Genomic DNA, 20,670 nt, shown 5'->3' with positions numbered 1-20,670 from the left:
AACGGCGCCCGGCTGGTCGCGTCGACGGTACAGTCGGTGACCGGCCTGGCACTCAGAGTCCGCGGTCAGGAGCCGTTGCCTTCTTCACCCTTCGAGTTCGTTGCGCTGGACAACGGCTGGTACCGGCGGCGGCGGATCATCACCAGGCCCATCAGCAAAGCGATCACACCGGGTGCGCCGGCCGCGATCGGCAGCAAGCCGCCGGCGTTCATTGTGTCCTGCGCCGCGACATCGAGCCGCAGTGACTTGCTGGCGACGACCATGCCGGCGGTCTGGGCGAAGGTGATCGCCACGTAGACGATGAACCGCCCGCTGTTGACGGCCTGCATCTCCCACTCCAGCGGTTCCGACTCGCCGGCACCGATCGGGTCGAGGTACTGCGTGCGTTCGCCGGACCAGTCCTCTGGATCGACGTAGACGCCCGGGTCGACAGCGAGGACGTTGAGATGCGCGATGGCGCCGGTCACGTCGTCCGCACCAGGGTTGCCTACCGTGGAAGTGAACTTGAGGGTCTGGCCCAGTCCGATGGCGGCCTGGGTCTTGTCCAGCTCTACGGTCAGCGAGCCTGGCCCGGCAGCGGCCGGCGACGACGCTCCCGCGCTGGCCGGCGCCAGTGCGGTGACGGCGACGACCGCGCTGGCCGCGACAACGGCGAACAATCTGCTCATCCCCGGCTCCTGACGTCCAGTCTGAGCCGCCTCGAAACCACCAGCGCGAGCACCAGGGCGAGTGCGGCTACCAAAGTCCCGTAGTACCTGGTCATTCCCGGCCTCCGAGCCTGATTCGGCCCGCGACTGCGATCGCCAGCACCAGGGCGATTCCTGCGACGATCGCGGGCCCGATCAGCCAGTGGCCTTCCTGGGCGAAGCTGCGGGCGTTGATGATCACGCGGCCGAGGTAGCGCAGGCCGGCCGTGAACGGGTCCGCACGCAGCAGCAGATCACCGAACCAGCCGCGCTGGGCCGAGCTCGGCATCTGGGTGGGGGCGAACAACGCGAGCAGGGTGAAGACGCTGACCGACAGGCTGACCCGGTTCGAACTCGCGAACGTGCTGATCAGCAGACCGAGACCGACCATCGTGCACGCGAGCAGCGAACCGACCAGGAGTCCGTTCAGCAGCGAGGTCCGGACCACGCCGACACCGCGGCCGAGGTACCAGATGTACGGCACCGAGATCACGAAGGCCGCGAACCACAGCGACAGCGCGGCGATCCCTTTGCCGAGAGCAAACGATCGGTGGGAGACCGGGGCGAGCAGGAGTGATTCAAGCGTGCCGCGCTCGCGCTCGCCGCTGAACGCGTCCGCCGCGGCCAGCAACGTGAGCAGAACGCCGATCGCCACCGCGACCTGCAAGGTGAGGCTGACGGACTCGCGCTGTTCGAGGAAGTTGAGCGCCTCGTTGGTGGCGGTCAGGTAGGTGGTCACGCTGAGCGTGATCGCGTAGGCGAACAGCAGGATCAGCGCGCGTCCGCCCAGCCAGAGGTCACGGACCTCCCGGTCGGCGACGACCAGCCAGGACGGGCGTCCCGCTCGCGCTGCCGACCCGGCGGCTGCCGGCTTGGCATCGAGGGTCATCAGACCTCCTCGGTGACAGCGAGGAAGGCGTCGCTGAGTCGCCCGCCTTCCAGGGTGAACCCCAGCACCGGTACGCCGGCTTCGAGCAGGCTCTTGATCGCCTGCGTCGCGGCTGCTTCGAGCTCGAGTCCGGCGGGCATGCTCAGTTCCAGCTCGCCCAGCCGGCCGCCGCCGTTCGCCTCCGCGTGCACCTCGGTACGGGCCAGCGCGGCCAGGGCGTGGTCGAGTTGCTCGGGCGGGACCTTCACCTGCCCGTGCCGAGGCGCGGCCGCCTGCCGGACCACGTCGGCGACGGTGCCTTCGGCAACGACCTTGCCACGGTTGAGGATGACGACGCGGTCGCAGACCTGTTCGACATCGGCCAGCACGTGGGTGCTGAGGAAGACCGTCGCGCCCCGGTCGCGAGCGATCCGGCCGATCACGTCGAGCATCTGCGCCTGGCCCATCGGGTCGAGGCCGAGGGTCGGCTCGTCGAGGAAGACGACGTCCGGGTCGTTCACCAACGCGCGCGCGATCCCGAGTCGTTGCCGCATGCCCCGGCTGTAACCGCCGATCAGTGCCGGTCCGCGATCCGCCAGGCCCACATCCGCGAGCAGCCTCCGGGCCGTGTCCCGGGCGTCGGCCCTGCTCTGGCCGAACAACTCGGCGTGGTAGCGCAGCCATTCCTCGCCGGACTGGCCGAGTGGATACCCCGCGCTCTCCGGCAGCACACCGACCCGGCGGCGGATCGCGATCGGCTTGGTGTGCGGTACGCCGGCGACCGTGAACGACCCACTGTCGGCCGGCAGGATCGTGGTCAGCATCCGGATCGCGGTCGTCTTGCCGGCCCCGTTGGGCCCGAGAAAGCCCAGCACCGTACCGGCCGCGACGCGCAGATCCAGCGACTCCACGGCCACCAGCCGCCCGTACGACTTCCGCAATCCACTCGCTTCGAGTGCCACCTCACCGGGCATGCTCATCGCTTCGCTCCGGTTGTGAAACCGCGTAACGCCCCCATCACGCCCCCTCGCCCAGGCGCACCGGGGTGGTCGTACGCAGCGCAACTACGAACCGCGATCCCCGTGCGCTTTGCGGTCAGCGTGCGCCGTGAATTCCGGTTCGGCAAGAGGACGCGCCGAAATTGGTCCCCGAGCGAAACCTTCGGGCCACTTCTCAGGACGGGCCTGGCGCGCGACACTCGGCTCATGGGCACCCGGTCGGGGGAACAGGCCGCCGGCCTGCGATCGGGCGCCGAGGGGGAGGAAAGATGCGCAGAATACGCATCGGATACGCGTTCGCACTGACCGCCGGGCTCGCCGGTCCGCTGGCCTTGGTGGCTTGTTCGTCCGACGGGTCGACCGGGGTCCAGGCACCGGCCCAGACGACGGCTACACCGACCAGCAGGCCGGACGCGAGCCCGAGCAAAACGCCGGCAACCACACCACCCACGAAGACGCCCAGCACGCCGGCCAAGCAACCGGAGACGGGCCCGGAGCCGGGGTACGACCGGACCGCGTTCAAGCGTTCGACCGCGGTCACCAACAAGTGGTACCCAGTGCGGCCGGGCACGCGGCTGAACTACCGCGGCCAGACGATCGAGGACGGCCAGACCTTCGGGCACACGCTGACGGTCATCGTCACCGACCTCGTCAAGGTCATCGACGGCGTGCCCAACGTGGTGGTCTGGGAGCGGGACTTCAAGGAAGGTGTGCTGGAGGAGGCGGAGCTGGCATTCGTCGCCCAGGCCGACAACGGCGACGTCTGGCGGTTCGGTGAGTACCCGGAGGTGTATGAGGAGGGCCAGGTCGTGGAGGCACCCGCCTGGATCCACGGGGTCAAGGGCGCGCAGGCCGGTATCAGTATGAAGGCGCAACCGCCGACCGACGGCAGCAGCTATGCACAGGGCTGGGGTCCCGCCGTCGACTGGTCGGACCGGGCCAAGGTGTTCAAGGCGAACCAGAAGACCTGCGTCAAGGCGGGCTGCTTCCAGGGCGTTCTGATCACCGACGAGTGGTCCGCGGCAGAGCCGGGCGCGCACCAGTTGAAGTACTACGCGGCCGGCGTCGGCAATGTCCGGGTCGGGTACTACGGCAACGACCCGACCAAGGAGACGCTGGAACTGGTCAGCGTGCAACGCCTGAACAAGGCTGGTCTCGCCCAGGCTCGGGCCGAGGCGTTCAAGCTGGAGAAGCGCGCGTACGGGTACAGCAAGGACGTCTACGGCCGGACCGCGCCGATCAAGTGACGCGCCGATCAACTGAGAGGGGCAGGAGCTGTGCGGATCCTGGTGGTCGAGGACGAGCGCCGGCTGGCGCGCGCGATCGGCCACGGGCTGGAGGATCACGGGTTCGCCGTCGAGCTGGCGCATGACGGCGACACCGGACTGTGGCTCGCTCAGGAACAGGAGTTCGACGCGATCGTGCTCGACCTGATGCTGCCCGGGCTGTCTGGGTACGAGGTGTGCAAGCGGTTGCGGGCCGACGGTAACTGGACGCCGATCCTGATTCTCACCGCCAAGGACAGCGACGACACCGAAGCCCGCGGGCTTGATCTCGGTGCCGACGACTTCCTGCGCAAGCCGTTCTCGTATCTCGTGCTGATCGCCCGGCTGAACGCCCTGCTGCGTCGTGGGGCACCGGCTCGGCCGGCGACGCTCGTGGTCGGGGATCTGGAGCTTGATCCCGCGCGGTGCACGGTGCATCGCGGCGAGGTCGAGATCGAGCTGACCCGCCGGGAGTTCTCGCTGCTCGAATACCTGATGCGCAACGTCGGCCAGACCCGGTCGAAGGCCGAGATCCTCGATCATGTCTGGGGGGCCGACTTCGACCGGGAGCCGAATGTCGTCGAGGTGTATGTCGGGTATCTGCGCCGCAAGATCGACCAGCCGTTCGGCACCGCCACCATCGAGACGATCCGCGGCCACGGCTACTTGATCGGCCCGGTGGGCGATGGCTGAGCCACCACGGCGAACCAAGCCGGCACGGCGATCGGTGTCCTGGTGGCGGCCGCATCCGTCGCTGCGGACCCGGATGGTGCTGATCGCGGCCGCGGCGACGGCCGTAGTCCTGATGGTCGGCGGCGTGGCGTTCGCCCTCACGCTCCGGGCGGTGATGATCGACGAGGCGATGGACGCCAGCCGGCTCCGGGCCCGCGACCTCGGCGCGCTCGCCGCGGGAGATGCACTGCCGCCGTTCGCCCCCATCGGCCACGATGGCGACCTGGTGCAGGTGGTCGGCGCCGGCGGCCAGATCCTCGTCTCCAGCGCGAACATCGCCGGCCGGCCCGCCCTCGACCTGCCCCGCCGGCCACCCGGGTCCACCCGGGTGATCAGCGTCGGCGCCTTGCCGATGGCCGAGTCGGGCCCGTACCGCATCGTTGCCCACGGCATCGAGACTCCGTCCGGTCCGGCCACCGTCTACGTCGCGGTCTCGATCGAGGAGATCGAAGAGGTCGTCGTCCTGGTCGGCCAGGTCGGCCTGGCCGCGATCCCGATCTTCGTCCTGCTGTTGTCGGTGGCGATGTGGACGGTACTCGGCCGGACTCTCGCGCCGGTCGAGACGATCCGCCAGGAGGCCGACGAGATCACCGGCCGGCGGCTGGACCGACGGGTCTCCGAGCCGCCGCAGTACGACGAGATCGGCCGGCTCGCGCGGACGGTCAACGCGATGCTCGCCCGCCTGCAGGACAGCGCGGAACGCCAGCGCCGGTTCATCGCCGACACCGCGCACGAGTTGCGCAGCCCGATCGCCAGCCTGCGGACGCAACTCGAGACCGCCCGGGCCAGCCATCTTCCGGTCGAGTGGGAAGACGTCAGCGCCGACCTGCTCGACGAAACCGTCCGGATGCAGCAACTCGCGGAGCAATTGTTGCTCCTGGCCCGTGCCGATGCCGGCACCCTGGGCCGGACGCGGACGACGGTCGACCTGGACGACGTCGTCGACACCGTCGTCGCGGGTGCTCGCGGGCGAATCCACGCCATCGGCTCAGAGCGGTCACCCACAGGCGGTCCGGTGCGGGTCGACAAACATGCGGTTGAGCCGGTCCAGGTGACCGGCGACGGACTCCTGCTGGAACAACTCGTCCGCAACCTCGTCGACAATGCGGTCGCGCATGCCACCCGGGAGGTCCGCGTCGGCCTCTCGGTCCAGGGCGACCAGGCGGTGCTGACCGTCGACGACGACGGGCCCGGCGTACCGGCCGAGCGGCGGCAGGAGATCTTCGAACGCTTCACCAGGCTCGACGGCGCCCGGGATCGCGATCACGGCGGTGCCGGCCTCGGCCTGGCCATCGTCGCCGACATCGTCAAGGCACACGCCGGGGTGGTCGATGTCGTCTACTCACCCCTCGGTGGTGCCCGGTTCCAGGTCCGGCTTCCGGTGGCCGGTGCGAATTATGTCCGAGGGTCGCTGAGAAAGTCCTGAGAACCGGCGCGTTGACGCGAGTACATCTCGGACTTACTCTCCGACTAAGGGGCTCAAGTAGGCGGTATCACCGCTACATGGGATTGAGGTAGGGGGTGCGGTCCGGGGGATTCCGGTGCACGGCATAGTCCGCTGTGCACGTCCCTCGGTGCTGCCTCCCCATGGGGGAGGGGCGGGACCATCATGCGTTGGATCGTATCGTCAAGCCTGAAATTCCGGCGGCTGGTGGTCGCCGTAGCGGTCGGGGTGATGATCCTCGGCATCGTCCAGATCGGCCGGTCCAGCGTGGACGCGTTGCCCGAGTTCAAGCCGACGACGGTCGAGGTCCAGACCGAGGCGCTCGGGCTCTCGGCCGAAGAGATCGAGCAGATGGTCACCGTCCCGCTGGAGCAGGACCTGCTGGCCGGTGTCGCGTTCCTGGACAAGATCGAGTCGGTGTCGATGCCCGGCCTGTCCTCGGTCGTGATGACGTTCGAGCCGGGCACGGACCTGCTGAACGCGCGCCAGGTCGTGCAGGAGCGGTTGTCCCAGGCAACCGCCGTGGCAGGGTTGCCGCAGGTGTCGAAGCTGCCGCAGATGATCCAGCCGCTGTCGTCCACCAGCCGGCTGTCGATGATCAAGATCTCCTCGGACTCGCTGACCCCGATCGACCAGTCCGTGCTCGCCCGCTGGGTGATCACGCCACGGCTGATGTCGGTGCCCGGCGTCGCAAACGTCACCGTCTGGGGTTACCGCGACCGGCAGCTGCAGGTCCTCGTCGATCCCCAGCAGCTGCAGCAGAACAAGACGACGCTGGCCGACGTGATCGAGACCAGCGGTAACGCGCTCGAGGTGTCGCCGCTGTCCTTCCTGGAGGCGTCCACGCCCGGCACCGGTGGGTTCATCGACACGGTGAACCAGCGGCTCGACATCTTCCACCAGCAGACGATCACGACCGCCGGCGAGCTGGCCCAGGTGCCGCTCGAGAGTTCCGCCGGCCGGCCGACCTCGAAGACCTTGGGCGACGTGGCCCAGGTGGTCGAGAACCACCAGCCACTGATCGGCGACGCCATCTGCCCGGGCGGCGAGGCGTGCCAGCTGCTCGTGGTGGAGAAGTTCCCCGGCGCCGACACCGTTCAGGTGACCAAGGACGTCGAGGCCGCGCTGGAGGCGATGCGGCCCGGTCTCGGCGGCCTGCAGATCGACTCGTCGCTGTACCGGCCGGCGTCCTTCATCGAGTCGTCCTTCAGCGACCTCCAGTGGGCACTGCTGATCGGCGGAGTCCTCCTCCTGCTGCTGATCGTCCTGCTCTTCTGGGACTGGCGCCGCGCGCTGGTCGCCCTCGTGGCGATCCCGGTACCACTGGCCGTGGCGGCCGTGGTGCTGTATCTGCGGGACGTCCCGATCAACTTCATGGTCGTCGCCGGGCTCGTGCTCGGTCTCACCGCGATCGTCCACGACGCGATCACCGACGCGCACGGCCTCGGTGCCCGGCTTCGTGAGCGGCGCGATCAGGACGGCGCATCGACCACGCTCGCGGTCGTGAGTGAGTCCGCCGCATTGCGCGGCGGGATCCTCTACGCGGTCCTCATCGTCGTCGCGGCGACAGTGCCGTTCTTCTTCCTGAACGGCGAAGGCGGCGCGTTCCTGCCGCCGATGGTGCTCTCGTACCTGCTCGCCGTCGGGGCGTCGATGCTGGTCGCCCTGACCCTCACACCTGTGATCGCCCTGATGCTCATGCCCGGCAGCAAGCGCCGGCAGTCGCGGATTTCCCGTCAGCTGGCCAGCGGCTACGATCGCAGGGCTCCCGGCCTGGTCACCCGCACACGGACCGGCCTGATCGTTGCCGGCGTCCTCGCCTTGATCGGCCTGATCGCGTTGCCCTTACTGAACGCCTCGCTGCGGCCGTCGCTCAAGGAGCGCGACGTCCTGGTCCATGTCGAGGCACCGCCCGGTACGTCGCTGCCGAAGATGACCGAGATCACCGAACAGGCGGTCCAGCAACTCGGCGCCGTGCCAGGTGTCGTCAACGTCGGCGGCCAGGTCGGCCGGGCGATCGCGTCGGACCAGATCGTCAACGTCAACTCGGGCGAGATCTGGGTCAAGGTCGGACCGGATGCCGATTACGACGCGACCCTGAGCTCGATCCGCGGTTCGGTCCGTGGCCTGACCGGGGTGACGACCGACGTCCTCACCTACTCCGACGAACGCGTCACCGACGTCCTCGGCCAGTCCAGCGAGGACCTGGTGGTCCGGATCTACGGCGACGATCCTGCCCAGCTCAGCAGCAAGGCCGACGAGATCGGCAACCTGATGACCGGCATCGACGGCGTGGCCACGGTGAATGTCGACCGTGCGCTCGAAGAGCCCACCGCGCAGGTCCAGGTCGACCTCGCCAAGGCCCAGGCAGCCGGGATCAAACCTGGTGACGTACGCCGGGCGGCGACCGCGTTGATGGGTGGCCTGACCGTCGGCAACCTGTTCGAGCAGCAGAAGGTGTTCGACGTCGTGGTCTGGGGCAAGCCGGAGATCCGGCAGAACGTGACCGACATCGAGAAGCTCCTGATCGACACGCCGTTCGGCACTCACGTCCGGCTCGGTGACGTGGCGAACGTCGAGATCGTGCCGAACCCGACGGTGATCCGGCACGAGGCCGTCGCGCCGTACCTCGACGTGATCGCCGACGTGGCCGGGCGCGACGTCAGTGACGTCGCCGGCGACGTCAGCAGCCGGCTCGCGCAGGTGCAGTTCCCGCTGGAGCACCACGCCGAACTGCTCGGCGGATATGAGGAACAGCAGGCCGACCGGGCGCAGATGATCGCGTTGGCGATCGCCGCCGCCATCGCCGTGTTCCTGCTGCTGCAGGCGGCCGTCGGGAGCTGGCGGCTCGCGCTGATCGCGTTCCTGGCACTGCCGCTGGCCCTGGTGGGTGGCGTCGCCGCGGTCATCCTGACCGGCCGGACGTTCAGCCTCGGCTCGGTCGCCGGACTGGTCGGCGTGCTCGGAATCGCCGCACGGACGGTCATCCTGCTGATCCGGCGGTACCAGCGACTGCAGCGGGACGAGGGGATGCGGTTCGGTCCAGAACTCGTCGTCGCCGGCACCCGGCAGGCGATGGCGCCGGCCCTGATGTCGATGCTGGCGGCAATGATCCTGCTCGCGCCGATCGTAGTCATCGGCGGCGAACCGGGGTTCGAGCTCCTGCACGCGATGGCGGTCGTGCTGGTCGGCGGCCTGCTGACGGCAGCGGCGGTCACCCTGTACGTGGTACCGGTCGTCTACCTGCGGTTCGGGTCGATCGCCGAGCAGGACATGTGGGCCGACGAACCGGTGCCACCGGTTCCTGAGGAGACTCCGGTCCCGGCCCCGCAAGAAGCAGGAGTAGGGGCGGGACGGGGGCCGGACGATGCGTAGGAAGGGTCGCGCGGCCGCGGGACTGATCACCGTCCTGCTCGTCTCCTCCTGCGGTGGGACGGTCACGGACAAGTACGCCGTCAGCCACGAGCCCGCCCATATCGAGGAAGTGGCCGGCAGCGACCGTCCGCGGGTCATCCTGGAAGCGGAGGCGCTGAAGCGGATCGCCCTCGAGACCGCACCGGTCAAGAAGTCGGCGAACCTGCTGGTTGTCCCGTCCGCCGCGGTGTTCGTGGACCCGAAGGGGAAGTGGTGGGTCTACACGAACCCCGAGACAGGTGTGTTCATCCGCCACGAGATCAAGATCCAGCGGCAGGCCGGCGACCTCGCCTACCTGCTGAGCGGTCCGGCCGCCGGCACCAAGGTGGCCACCGTCGGCGTGCCTTCGCTGTACGGCGTCGAAGAAGAGATCGGTCACTGAACCGCCGACCAGGCGACAGAGAAAGGGGGGCGGTGCAGTGATGCGTTTGATCGTTGCGTCGAGTCTAAGGTTCCGGTTCCTCGTGGTGGCCCTGACTGCGTTCCTGATGTTCTTCGGGGTCCAGCAGCTCGGCAAGTCGGCGGTTGACGTCTTTCCCGAGTTCGCCCCACCGAAGGTCGAGGTGCACACCATCGCCATCGGGCTGGGACCGACCGAGGTGGAAGAGCTGATCACGGTTCCGATGGAGCAGTCGCTGACCGCGATTCCCGGCGTCAACACCGTCCGGTCCCGGTCGGTCGAGCAGCTGTCGCAGGTCGTGCTGCTCTTCGACGAGGGTACGGATCTGCTGACCGCGCGCCAGAACGTCGCGGAGCGGATCGCGGCGATCACGCCGAAGCTGCCGACCTGGGCGGCGCCGCCGGTCATGCTCCAGCCGCTGTCGGCGACCAGCCGGGTGCTGAAGATCGGCCTGTCCACGACGGATCCTCAACTGGACATGATGGATCTGTCGATGACGGCGTACTGGAAGATCCGGGCCCGGCTGCTCCAGGTGCCCGGCGTCGCCAACGTGCCGATCTGGGGCGAACGGCTGGAGATGCTCCAGGTGCAGGCCGACCCCGAACGGATGGCCAGTCAGAAGGTCACCCTGGATCGGGTGATGACGACGACCTCGAACGCGCTGGACGCCGGCCTGCAGCAGTACTCCGACGGCAACTTCATCGGGCGCGGCGGCTTCGTCGACAGCGCGACCGGACGGACCGGAATCCGCCATGTCACGCCGATCGTGTCCCACGAGAACCTGGCCAACCTGCCGATCCAGACCCTCGACGGCCGGCAGATCAAGCTCAGCGATGTGGCGAACCTGGTCCGCGATCACCAGCCGCTGATCGGTGACGCGGTGATCAACGAGGGCGACGGCCTGATGATGATCGTCGAGAAGTTGCCGTGGGCCAACACCCTGGACGTCACCAGGGGAGTCGAGGAGGCACTCGCGGAGATGCGTCCCGGTCTGCAGGGGATCGCCGTCGACTCCGCGATCTTCCGGCCCGCGACCTTCATCGAGGACGCGATCGACAACCTGACCCGGTCGCTGATCCTCGGCGCGCTGCTGATGATCGCGATGCTCGCCCTGTTCCTGTACTCCTGGCGGACGGCGGTCATCAGCGTCGTGGCGATCCCGTTGTCGCTGCTCACCGCGTTGCTCGTGCTCACCCTCCAAGGTGCGACGATCAACACGATGGTGCTGGCCGGCTTCGTGATAGCCCTCGGCGACATCGTCGACGACGCCATCATCGGGATCGAGAACATCGTCCGCCGGTTGCGTCAGCATCGCCAGGAGGGCAGCACCAAGTCGACGGCCAAGATCATCCTGGAGGCGTCGATGGAGGTCCGGGCCGCGATCGTCTACGCGACCCTGATCGAGATCGTCGCGATCGCGCCGATCTTCCTGCTCGCGGGGCTGTCCGGGGCCTTCTTCCGCCCGTTGGCGGTGGCGTACGCACTCGCCCTGGGCGCGTCGATGCTGGTCGCGCTGACGGTCACGCCCGCGCTGGCGCTGATCTTCTTCCGCAGCCCGAAGTCGCTGGCCCACCGCGAGTCGCCACTCGTCCCGCCGATGAAGCGTGGCTACGAATGGGTTCTTACCCGGATGGTGAAGCGCCCGCGCCGCGGGTACGTCGCGGTCGCTCTCGCCACGGCCCTCGGGCTCGTGGTGGTGCCGCTGCTCGGTCAGTCGCTGCTGCCGAACTTCAAGGAACGCGACTTCCTGATGCACTGGCTCGGTAAGCCCGACATCTCCCTGCAGGAACAGGTCCGGACGACGAAACAGGTGAACGCCGAGCTGCTGACGATCCCTGGCGTGCGCAACGCTGGGTCGCACATCGGGAACGCGTTCTTCGGCGACGAGCCGCACGGCGTGTACTTCGGGGAGAACTGGATCAGCGTCGACAAGTCGGTCGACTACGACGAGACGGTGAACAGTGTCCGCCAGACCGTCGACGGCTATCCCGGGGTGTTCCGCGACGTGCTGACCTATCTGAAGGAACGGATCCGGGAGGTGCTGACCGGGACCAGCGACCCGATCACGATCCGGATCTTCGGGCCGGATCTGGAGACCCTCCGGGCGAAGGCCGAGGAGATCAACAAGATCGTCGGCGAGGTCCCGGGGGTCGGCGATCACAGCGCCGACTTCCAGGACGCCATTCCGCAGATCCGGGTCGAGGTCGATCTCGAGGCCGCGAGGAAGTACGGTCTCAAACCCGGTGACGTCCGGCGCGCAGCCGCCTGGTTGATGGCCGGCGAGGAGGCCGGCGACCTCTACACCGCCGGCAAGGCTTACGACGTCCAGATCTGGACCCCACCGGAGAAGCGACGCAGCGTCACCGATCTGCAGAACCTGCTGATCGACAAGCCTGGCGGCGGCCATGTGCGGCTGAGGGAGGTGGCCGACATCAGCATCGTGTCGGTGCCGAACGTGGTCCAGCATGAGGATCTGTTCCGCAACATCGACGTCGGCGCCGAACTCGACGGGACCCGTGACCTGGGATCCGTGGTCGCGGACATCGAGAAGCGGCTCGAACAGGTGGAGATGCCGCTGGAATTCCGCACGGAGATGCTCGGCGAGTACGCCGAGCGACAGGCGGCCCAGCAACGCCTGCTGATCTTCGCGATCGCGGCCGGCATCGGGATCCTGCTGCTGTTGCAGGCGTCGTACCGGAGCTGGCGGCTGGCGATCCTGACGTTCGTGACGTTGCCGATCGCGTTGGTCGGTGGGCTGATCGCGGCGTACCTGGGGTCGAAGGTGATCACGCTGGGTTCACTGGTCGGGTTCCTGACCGTGTTCGGGATCGTGGCGCGGAACGGGATCATGCTGATCAGTCACTGCAAGCATCTGGAGGAGGAAGAGGGCGTGCCGTTCGGGCCCGAGCTGGTGATCCAGGGCGCGAAGGAACGGCTGGTGCCGATCATGATGACGGTGCTGACCACCGGGCTCGCGCTGATCCCGCTGCTGGTGACCGGGTCGATCCCGGGCCAGGAGATCGAGCACCCGATGGCGGTGGTCATCATCGGCGGCTTGATCACGGCCACGTTGCTCAACCTGCTGGTCGTCCCGGGGTTCTACCTCAGGTTTGCGAAGAGGCGTCGCGAGCGCCTGGAGGCGATGGCTGCCTGAGCCACGAGTAGAGCAGGGCCCAGTCGGCTTCCTCAGCGCGCCGGCGGGCGCGGGCGGCACGAGCCTCCGCGATCCCGCCGACGACGCTGATGGCGATCAGTACGAGGACATCCACAGCTAATATCCACGGAAGCAGATTCATCTGTCACAACCTCGGCTCGGGGGGCAACGAGCAGTCACCTCAAATGATGCCCGCCGCCGGCTGAGAGACCGCTGAGTAACGCTGCGTAGCCAGGCGACCTGGCCCCTGGGGTGTCCGGTACGGCAGTCCAGCTGAACGGCTCAACGGCGTACGTCGGGATGCCTGTCCGCGGGGTGGTCACCAAGGACAGCTTGACGATCGCGGCATGGGTGTTGCCGACGGCAAGGGCCCGAATACCGTCCTTGCCCAGGACGGCACCCGGATGAGCCCGTTCTTCCTGCAGTACTCGACCATGCGGGACAGGTGGATGCTCGGCGCCTTTGTTTGCCTTCGGTCACTTTTCCTCGGCGAGCCGTTCGTGGTGGTGGATCACCTCGGCGATGACGAAGTTGAGGAACTTCTCCGCGAACACCGGGTCCAGCCCCGCATCGGTGGCCAGCGAGCGGAGCCGGGTGATCTGCCGCTCCTCCCGCGCCTTGTCGGCCGGCGGCAGACCGCTCCGCGCCTTGAGCGCACCCACCTGCTGGGTGCACTTGAACCGCTCGGCCAGCAGGTGCACCAAGGCGGCGTCGATGTTGTCGATCGTGCCGCGCAGACGGGCAAGTTCAGCCGGGACATCCAGATCGTTCACCCGGCCACTCTGGCACAGAGACTAGGGTTCTGTTCATGGGTAGCAGCGTGTACGTGGCATCGGTGGAGGGGTACACCGGTAAGTCCACGGTGGCTCTCGGGGTCCTTCAGCAGTTGTCCAGGCGGGTCGAGCGGGTGTCGGTGTTCCGCCCGATCGTGCGGCCGGACACCGCTTTGCATGGCGGGCGCGACTACGTCCTGGATCTGCTCATCTCGCATGATGCGGTGTCGCTGGCGTACGACGAGTGCGTCGGGGTGACCTATGACGAGGTGCACAAGGATCCTGACGCCGCGCTCGACCGGATCGTGCAGCGCTACCGTGACGTCGCCGAGCGTGGAGACCCGGTGCTCATCGTCGGGAGTGACTACACCGACGTGGGTACGCCGACCGAGTTCTCCTACAACGCGAGGATCGCCGCCAACCTGGGCGCGCCGGTGCTGCTCGTCCTGAACGGGTCGGGGCGGAGCCCAGAGGATCTGCGCACGTTGACCGATCTGGTCGGCGCCGAACTGGCGGCCAACCACGGTTCCCTGTTCGCGGTCATCGCCAACCGGGTGGGCGAGGACGAGCTGGCGTCGACCGTCGCCGCTCTGGCCAGCGCCGACGTACCGGCGTACGCGATCCCGGAGGAGCCGTTGCTGAGTGCGCCCGCCGTGGCGGATCTGATGAGCGCGGTTGATGGGCAGTTGCTGAGTGGTGACTTTGGGCTGCTGTCGCGTGAGGTCACCGGCCTGGTGATCGCCGGGATGACGATGCCGAACGTGCTCGACCGGTTGTTCGAAGGAGCGGCCGTGATCACCGCGGCGGACCGGCCTGAGGTGGTGGTCGGCGTACTGATGGCGCACGCGTCGCAGAACTTCCCGCAGGTGTCGGCGATCTTCCTCAACGGCGGATTCGCGTTGCCGGAACAGATCCTCCGGCTGATCGATGGCATCGGGAGCACGATGCCTCTGATCGAGACCGGCCTCGGTACGCATGCGACCTCGACGGCGCTGACCGCCGTACGGGGCCGGCTGACGAAGAACTCGCCGCGCAAGGTGGACACGGCGCTCGCGCTGTTCGACCAGCATGTCGACGGGCCCGCGCTGCTGGATCGGCTCGCGGTCGCGCGCAGCGGCGCGGTGACGCCACTGATGTTCGAGCACCAGTTGATCGACGAGGCAGTTGCCCACCGCAAGCACATCGTGCTGCCAGAAGGGGAGGAGGAGCGGATTCTGCGGGCGGCGGACGTGCTGCTGCGCCGCGGGGTGGCGCAGCTGACCCTGCTCGGTGATCCTGTCGTGATCAGCGCCAAGGCAGCCGGGCTGGGCGTGGACATCTCGGCGGCGCGGATCATCAGCCCTGACGACGAGGAGCTGGGGGAGCGCTTCGCACACGAGTACCACCGGCTGCGGCAGCACCGCGGGGTCGACCTCGACAAGGCCCGCGAGCAGGTGAGAGACGTCTCCTACTTCGGCACCATGATGGTTCAGCTCGGCTTGGCCGACGGGATGGTGTCCGGCGCCGTCCACACCACCGCTCACACGATTCGTCCGGCCCTGGAGGTCGTCAAGACGTTGCCCGAGGTGTCGGTGGTCTCCTCGGTGTTCTTCATGTGCCTGCAGAACCAGGTCCTCGTGTACGGCGACTGCGCGGTCAACCCTGACCCGACCGCTGAACAGCTCGCCGACATCGCGATCTCCTCGGCCGGGACCGCAGCGGTCTTCGGTATCGAGCCGCGGGTGGCGATGCTGTCGTACTCGACCGGCAGCTCCGGCACCGGGACCGACGTCGAGAAGGTGTCGAAGGCAACCGAAATCGTCAGGGAACGCGCGCCCGAGCTGCTCGTCGAGGGACCCATCCAGTACGACGCCGCGATCGACAGCGCGGTGGCCCGGACCAAGCTGCCGGAATCGCAGGTGGCCGGCCGGGCGACGGTGTTCATCTTCCCCGACCTCAATACAGGCAACAACACGTACAAGGCAGTGCAGCGCTCAGCGAACGCGGTGGCTGTCGGCCCGGTACTGCAGGGTCTGCGGAAGCCGGTGAACGATCTGTCCAGGGGAGCGACGGTGCGGGACATCATCAACACGGTGGCGATCACCGCCGTCCAAGCGCGGCTTGGGGAGGGGAGCGGTCAATGAGCGACCACGTCCTGGTGATCAATGCGGGGTCTTCGTCGCTGAAGTACAGCCTGATCGACGCAGCCTCCGGCGAGGCTGCAGCGTCCGGCGTGGTCGAGCGAATCGGCGAGCCGGAGGGCCACCACGTTCACCATGGCACCGACGGCGAGAGCAACACCAGTCTCAAGATCGCTTCCCATGAGGACGCGTTGCGCGCGGCGCTGAAGGCCTTCGAAACCCATGGCCCGTCGCTCGACGACATCGAGATCGCGGCTGTCGGCCACCGCGTCGTCCACGGCGGCTCCCAGTTCGCCGACCCTGCTCTCATCGACGACGACCTGGTTGCCGCGGTCAACGACCTGGTGCCGCTGGCTCCGCTGCACAACCCGGCGAACCTCGAGGGCATTCAGGTCGCCCGGCGGCTCTTCCCCGACCTCCAGCAGGTCGCGGTATTCGACACGGCCTTTCACCAGACACTTGCGCCACATGCCTACACCTACGCGGTTCCGCTCGACTGGCGAGACGATCACGGAATCCGGAGGTACGGCTTCCACGGTACGTCGCACGCGTTCGTCGCCGCGGAGGCAGCGCGACTGCTCGGGCAGGAGCCGGCCGATCTGAACCTCATCGTGCTTCACCTCGGCAACGGCTGCTCCGCCGCAGCGGTACGGGGTGGCCAGTCGGTCGACACCTCGATGGGGATGACTCCCCTGGAGGGTCTGGTGATGGGCACGCGCTCGGGAGACCTCGACCCGGCGATCCACGCGCACCTGGTCCGCGAGCTCGGCTGGACCGTGGAAGAGATCGACCATGCGCTGAACTACGAGTCCGGCCTCAAGGCCCTTGCTGGCGGCAACGACTTCCGGGAGCTGTCCATCAGTCGCGAGGCCGGCGACGCCCGGGCGCAGCTGGCCTTCGAGATCTACTGCTACCGGATCAAGAAGTACGTCGGCGCGTACTACGCCGTCCTGGGCAACGTGGACGCGATCGTCTTCACGGCCGGCGTCGGCCAGCACTCGGCCGACGTACGAGCTGCCTCGCTGGCGGGTCTCGAACGTCTCGGGATCCAGCTCGATGCCGAACGCAACAACACGTCGTCGGGTGAAGCCCGCACCGTGTCCGCCGACGACAGTGCTGTGGCAGTGCTGGTCGTACCCACCAACGAGGAATGGCAGATCGCCCGCGAGGCACTCAGCCTGGTCCGACTCGCAGAGGCCTGAGGCTCAGCGCGGTGGGTCGGTCAGCGTGAGCTGGCGACGGTGGAAGTCGTAGTGCTGGGTCGGGAAGTGGTAGAGATCCGCCAAGGTCATGTAGTCCTTGAAGTACGGATCCCACCGCGTCGGGTAGTGCATTCCGCGAGCGAGGTCGGCGTCCGATTCGGCGTCGAGCCGCTGATGCAGTTTGGCGACGACGTGGTCGAACATGACCACCATCCGCTCGGGACTCACGGTACGCCCAGCGGCGTACGAACCGAGAAAGTTCACCTGGTCGAACGGTCCGGTTGCCGCGTTGAGCAGTCGGCTGTACCCGCGGCTCGCGCCCTGTGGCAGGCGGCCGAACACCCAAACCAAACGCCGCAGGGCGCGGATGATCAGGTAGCCGAGCAGCATGTGGAACAGCAATTGACGGTTGTTCCACCGAGTACCGTTCGTTGCCCTCAGCAAGTCCGCCCGATCGGCCGACTCGACCAACCGCCGAAAGTCTTCCCGAGCTCGCTCAAGCTCCTCGTGCAAAGCCTGCCTATCCATATCTCATGTCAGCACACCCACGCCTCCAGAACCAGATCCGGCCCGGTCCCGCGGTTGTCGCCGGATGTCTGGCATGGTCGGAGGATGACCGAGAGGATGGATGCCTGGGCCGTGCGTCGTCCTGGGCCGATCGATCTGGGGTCGCTTCGGCTGGTACGGCGCGAGGTGCCCCAGCCTGGGGTGGCGGAGGTACTGGTTCGGGTGCTCGCTTGTGGGTTGTGCCGGACTGATCTGCATCTGTGCGAGGGCGATCTCGAGCCTCGGCGGCCCGGCGTCGTTCCCGGGCATCAGGTCGTCGGCGAGGTGGTGGAACGCGGCAGTGGAGCCGACCGGTTCGAGCTGGCCGAGCGGATCGGGATCGCCTGGCTCCGTGGTACCTGTGGCGCTTGTGAGTTCTGCCGGCGCGGAGCCGAGAACCTCTGTCCACGATCGACGTACACGGGCTGGGATGCCGACGGCGGGTTCGCGGAGTATGCGGTCGTCGCCCAGGACTACGCCTACCGGCTGTCGGAGGATCGATCATCCGAGGAGCTTGCTCCGCTGCTCTGTGCGGGAATTATCGGCTATCGCGCGCTCAAGCGCGCGAACCTCCCGGCGGGCGGCCGGCTCGGGATCTACGGGTTCGGGTCCAGCGCGCACCTCACCGCGCAACTGGCCGCTGCCCAGGGCGCCGAGATCTACGTGCTGACCCGAGGACAGGCGAATCAGGAGTTGGCCCGCGAACTCGGTGTCGCCTTCGTAGGCGGGACCCAGGACGTGCCGCCGGTGGGGCTGGACTCGGCGATCGTGTTCGCGCCGGCGGGAGAGCTCGTGCCGTTGGCTCTGCAGGCGCTCAAGCCGGGAGGAACGGTCGCGGTGGCGGGGATCCACCTCAGCGACGTACCGGCGCTGAACTACGACCGTGACCTGTTCCGGGAGCGTGACTTGCGCAGTGTCACGGCGAACACCCGTCGCGACGGCGAGGAGTTGTTGCGGCTCGCCGCACGGGTGTCCGTCCGGCCCCGGACCACGGTTGTCGGGTTCGACCGGATCGACCGTGCGCTGTCCGACCTGGCGCACAGCCGTGGCTCAGGCTCGCTGGTCGCTGTCAGGACCAGTACCTAGTACGAGTCGGCCCCGGCGATTCCTTTTGGTCGCGGCGCGGGTCTATATCGTCTGATTCGCGCGAAAGGTAGGTAGCCATGTCCGACGAGGCTGTGTCCGACGAAGAGGGTCTGCTTCGCGACCTGGAGCGCTTCCGCCGTGAGTTGCTCGCCCACTGCTATCGCCTGATGGGATCTGTCGACGAGGCCGAGGACCTGGTTCAGGAGACGTACCTGAGAGCCTGGAAGGGATACGAGAACTTCGACGGTCGTGCGTCGGTCCGCGTGTGGCTCTACCGGATCGCGACCAACGCCTGCCTCTCGGCGCTCAAGCACCGCAGCAGACGCGTCCTTCCCTCCGGACTCGGCGCTCCGTCGGACGACCCGGACGCGCCGGTGCGGGAACTCGACGGTGAGGTCCGCATGGTGCAGCCGATTCCGAACGCGCTGCTCGACCCGGCGACGATCGTGGGCTCCCGGGAGACTCTGCGGCTCGGGATCATCGCGAGCCTTCAGCATCTACCGGTCAGCCAGCGAGCAGTTCTGATTCTGCGCGATGTGCTCTCCTTCTCGGCGGCCGATACCGCAAAGGTGCTGAACACGACCTCGACCGCGGTCAAGAGCAGCTTGCAGCGTGCCCGCGGCAGGATGGCCGAGGTGACGCCGCAACTCGAAGAGATCGTGGCACCGACGGATCCGGCGCTCAGCGCGTTGCTCAACCGGTACATCTCCGCCATTGAAATGAGTGACGCCTCGGCGCTGGCGGCGGTACTCCGAGACGATGCCACCTTGCAGACGACCGGGACGAGCACCTGGTTCTCCGGCCTGGAGACTTGTCTCCCGGTCCTGGTCAATCATGTCATCGGTGATCCAGGCAGTTGGCGGATGCTTCCGACCGCGGCCAACGGGCAGCCGGCGGCGGCCGGGTACCAACTGCAGGCAGACGGTTCGTACGCGGCGTACGGGCTGATCGTCCTCGACCTGACCAAGACCGGGATCGCGGGCATCACGTCGTTCGGCGATCCAGGTCTGGTGGCCAGGTGTGGGTTGCCGTTGGTGCTCAGAGTCCGATGACCTCGGCGAACTCCCGGATCGCGTCCGGATCGGTGGAGTGGTGGAAACCGACGACCAACTCGTCGACGCCGGCCTTCTCGTAGGCCTTCACCCGTGCCTGAACGGTCTCGGCCGTTCCATAGAGCAGGTACGAAGCGAAATCCCCAGCGTAGAAGGCGCCCATGCCCGGATGCAGCTGACCTTGTGCTTCCTCGTCGCTCCCGGACAGGAGAGCCGCGGTCGTGGCGGTGACTCTGATCGAGTCGAGGTCCCGGCCGACCTCGTCGGCGTGGCGGCGGAGGATCCGCAGCTTGCGTTCGATCTCGGCGGGCGACGTCATCAGGTTGCAGGCGTCGGCGAACTCGGCGACGATGCGCAACGTCACCTTCTCGCCGCCGCCGGCGATCATCATCGGGATCCGCGGTTCCTGAACACCCTTGGGCTCCGCGTAGGCGTTCTTGGCCGTGTAGAACTCGCCGCTGAAGTTGGTGACTTCCTCGGTCCACAGAGACTGAATCACCTGTACCGCCTCACGGAGCTCACGCAGACGCTGACCGGCAGCCGGGAACTCGTACCCGAAGGCGTCGTAGTCGGGCTGGTACCAACCGGCACCGATCCCGAAGGTCAGGCGTCCGGCGGACAAGGCGTCCAGAGTCGACGCCATCTTGGCCTGGAGCGCCGGATTCCGGTAGCCGTTGCCGGTGACCAGCTGGCCGACCCGGACCGTGGTGGTCTCCCGAGCGATCGCTGTCAGCAGCGTCCAGGCCTCGAACAGGTAGCCGGCCGACGGCGGGATGGTCTGGAGATGGTCAGGCAGCCACACCTCGGAGAACCCGACGGCTTCGGCGGTCTGCGCCAGCTGGATCACCCGCTCGGCAGCCTGCGCGGGATCACTGAAAGCGGCGAAGTCGGCACCGAAGCCGGTGGGGAGGAAGAGGTTGAACTTCATGT

Annotated in this window: 16 protein-coding genes; 10 read left to right on the top strand and 6 right to left on the bottom strand. The window is 67.6% G+C overall.

Features of this window, described 5'->3' with window-relative positions:
* Positions 1-65: 65 nt before the first annotated feature.
* The 3 genes from A3ES_RS0101880 to A3ES_RS0101870 all read right to left on the bottom strand — a co-directional run bounded on the left by A3ES_RS0101880 (position 66) and on the right by A3ES_RS0101870 (position 2,534).
* Positions 66-668, bottom strand: a complete 603-nt coding sequence (locus A3ES_RS0101880) for a COG1361 family protein (protein ID WP_020385074.1) — start codon at positions 666-668, stop codon at positions 66-68.
* A gap of 91 nt (positions 669-759) precedes the next feature.
* Positions 760-1,575, bottom strand: a complete 816-nt coding sequence (locus A3ES_RS0101875; RefSeq protein ID WP_020385073.1) for an ABC transporter permease — start codon at positions 1,573-1,575, stop codon at positions 760-762.
* Complete coding sequence (locus tag A3ES_RS0101870; protein ID WP_020385072.1) at positions 1,575-2,534, bottom strand: ABC transporter ATP-binding protein; 960 nt, start codon at positions 2,532-2,534, stop codon at positions 1,575-1,577. Before A3ES_RS0101870 ends, A3ES_RS0101875 begins: the two co-directional genes overlap by 1 nt.
* Positions 2,535-2,821: 287 nt before the next feature.
* Here A3ES_RS0101870 and A3ES_RS0101865 point away from each other — a divergent pair, with 287 nt between their 5' ends.
* The 6 genes from A3ES_RS0101865 to A3ES_RS0101840 all read left to right on the top strand — a co-directional run bounded on the left by A3ES_RS0101865 (position 2,822) and on the right by A3ES_RS0101840 (position 12,961).
* Positions 2,822-3,799, top strand: coding sequence for a hypothetical protein (locus A3ES_RS0101865; protein ID WP_020385071.1), 978 nt, complete (start codon positions 2,822-2,824; stop codon positions 3,797-3,799).
* Between the two features lie 30 nt (positions 3,800-3,829).
* Positions 3,830-4,510: a response regulator transcription factor gene (locus tag A3ES_RS0101860; protein ID WP_020385070.1), complete on the top strand. Its 681-nt coding sequence runs from the start codon at positions 3,830-3,832 to the stop codon at positions 4,508-4,510.
* The gene (locus A3ES_RS0101855; RefSeq protein ID WP_237744830.1) at positions 4,503-5,975 is read left to right on the top strand and encodes an ATP-binding protein; all 1,473 of its coding nucleotides are present in this window, start codon (positions 4,503-4,505) and stop codon (positions 5,973-5,975) included. Before A3ES_RS0101860 ends, A3ES_RS0101855 begins: the two co-directional genes overlap by 8 nt.
* A 183-nt stretch (positions 5,976-6,158) precedes the next feature.
* On the top strand, positions 6,159-9,368 hold the full coding sequence (locus A3ES_RS0101850) for an efflux RND transporter permease subunit (RefSeq protein ID WP_020385068.1): 3,210 nt from the start codon (positions 6,159-6,161) through the stop codon (positions 9,366-9,368).
* Entirely contained in the window at positions 9,361-9,789 is a 429-nt protein-coding gene (locus A3ES_RS0101845) for an efflux RND transporter periplasmic adaptor subunit (protein ID WP_020385067.1), read from the top strand. The genes A3ES_RS0101850 and A3ES_RS0101845 overlap by 8 nt, the downstream gene beginning before the upstream one ends.
* Before the next feature lie 40 nt (positions 9,790-9,829).
* On the top strand, positions 9,830-12,961 hold the full coding sequence (locus tag A3ES_RS0101840) for an efflux RND transporter permease subunit (RefSeq protein WP_026162479.1): 3,132 nt from the start codon (positions 9,830-9,832) through the stop codon (positions 12,959-12,961).
* Positions 12,962-13,437: 476 nt separating this feature from the next.
* On the opposite strand, the gene A3ES_RS0101835 is transcribed toward A3ES_RS0101840, so the two are convergent.
* The gene (locus A3ES_RS0101835) at positions 13,438-13,734 is read right to left on the bottom strand and encodes a chorismate mutase (RefSeq protein ID WP_020385065.1); all 297 of its coding nucleotides are present in this window, start codon (positions 13,732-13,734) and stop codon (positions 13,438-13,440) included.
* A gap of 35 nt (positions 13,735-13,769) precedes the next feature.
* Between A3ES_RS0101835 and pta the strand changes: the two genes are divergently transcribed.
* Together pta and A3ES_RS0101825 are read left to right on the top strand one after the other, a co-directional pair.
* Entirely contained in the window at positions 13,770-15,857 is a 2,088-nt protein-coding gene (pta, locus tag A3ES_RS0101830; RefSeq protein WP_020385064.1) for a phosphate acetyltransferase, read from the top strand.
* Positions 15,854-17,056 (top strand): acetate/propionate family kinase, encoded by a 1,203-nt coding sequence (locus tag A3ES_RS0101825; RefSeq protein WP_020385063.1) that lies wholly within the window; start codon positions 15,854-15,856, stop codon positions 17,054-17,056. The genes pta and A3ES_RS0101825 overlap by 4 nt, the downstream gene beginning before the upstream one ends.
* Positions 17,057-17,059: 3 nt before the next feature.
* Here the strand turns inward: A3ES_RS0101825 and A3ES_RS0101820 are convergent, their stop codons facing one another.
* Positions 17,060-17,569, bottom strand: a complete 510-nt coding sequence (locus A3ES_RS0101820) for a DinB family protein (protein WP_237744829.1) — start codon at positions 17,567-17,569, stop codon at positions 17,060-17,062.
* Between the two features lie 99 nt (positions 17,570-17,668).
* Between A3ES_RS0101820 and A3ES_RS0101815 the strand changes: the two genes are divergently transcribed.
* Positions 17,669-18,688 (top strand): zinc-dependent alcohol dehydrogenase family protein, encoded by a 1,020-nt coding sequence (locus A3ES_RS0101815; protein ID WP_237744828.1) that lies wholly within the window; start codon positions 17,669-17,671, stop codon positions 18,686-18,688.
* Positions 18,689-18,765: 77 nt separating this feature from the next.
* Positions 18,766-19,740, top strand: a complete 975-nt coding sequence (locus A3ES_RS0101810) for an RNA polymerase subunit sigma-70 (RefSeq protein ID WP_020385060.1) — start codon at positions 18,766-18,768, stop codon at positions 19,738-19,740.
* On the opposite strand, the gene A3ES_RS0101805 is transcribed toward A3ES_RS0101810, so the two are convergent.
* Entirely contained in the window at positions 19,727-20,668 is a 942-nt protein-coding gene (locus A3ES_RS0101805; protein ID WP_020385059.1) for a TIGR03560 family F420-dependent LLM class oxidoreductase, read from the bottom strand. The genes A3ES_RS0101810 and A3ES_RS0101805 overlap by 14 nt on opposite strands.
* Positions 20,669-20,670 lie beyond the last annotated feature (2 nt).

Origin of the sequence: Kribbella catacumbae DSM 19601 (genome assembly GCF_000372465.1) — a bacterium.
Classification (GTDB): domain Bacteria; phylum Actinomycetota; class Actinomycetes; order Propionibacteriales; family Kribbellaceae; genus Kribbella; species Kribbella catacumbae.
This window is presented reverse-complemented; position numbering and strand designations above follow the sequence as displayed.